We start from the raw sequence: 353 nt of genomic DNA, 5'->3' as shown, positions 1-353 counted from the left end.
GCGCAGGCATCGATGACGCTCCCAGCTGCGCCAGCCGACTGCTCAGCACTTCCTTGACGACGTTCAACGCCAAGCGGCGCGGTTCGTCGAGCTGGTGTTCCTCCAGCGCTCCCGCACCGTCGCCGAGTGCCTGCAAGGCGACTTGCAGCTGATTCTGCGTGACCAGGTGGTGATCCTGACGCAGACATTCCACGACGAAGCGCGTGTCCTCGGGACGCTGCGCGAGCTGGAACGCCAGGGCGAGGGGCCCGCCTTGCTCCAGGTAGTACGCGTAGTACTGGATCTTCTTGGCTTCCAGTTCCTGGAGTTCGAGGTCTTGCCGTCGCCTCTGCGCCTCGCGCAAGTGGCCGAGG

The 353-nt window shown here is 65.2% G+C and carries 1 protein-coding gene; it reads right to left on the bottom strand.

Annotation, left to right across the window (positions count from 1 at the left end; translation table 11 throughout):
- Positions 1 to 353 (bottom strand): hypothetical protein (locus AC1DSF_RS31540; RefSeq protein ID WP_478184239.1); only part of this gene is annotated, 353 nt, incomplete at both ends.

The organism is Variovorax sp. 01N429, assembly GCF_056399425.1.
This window is presented reverse-complemented; position numbering and strand designations above follow the sequence as displayed.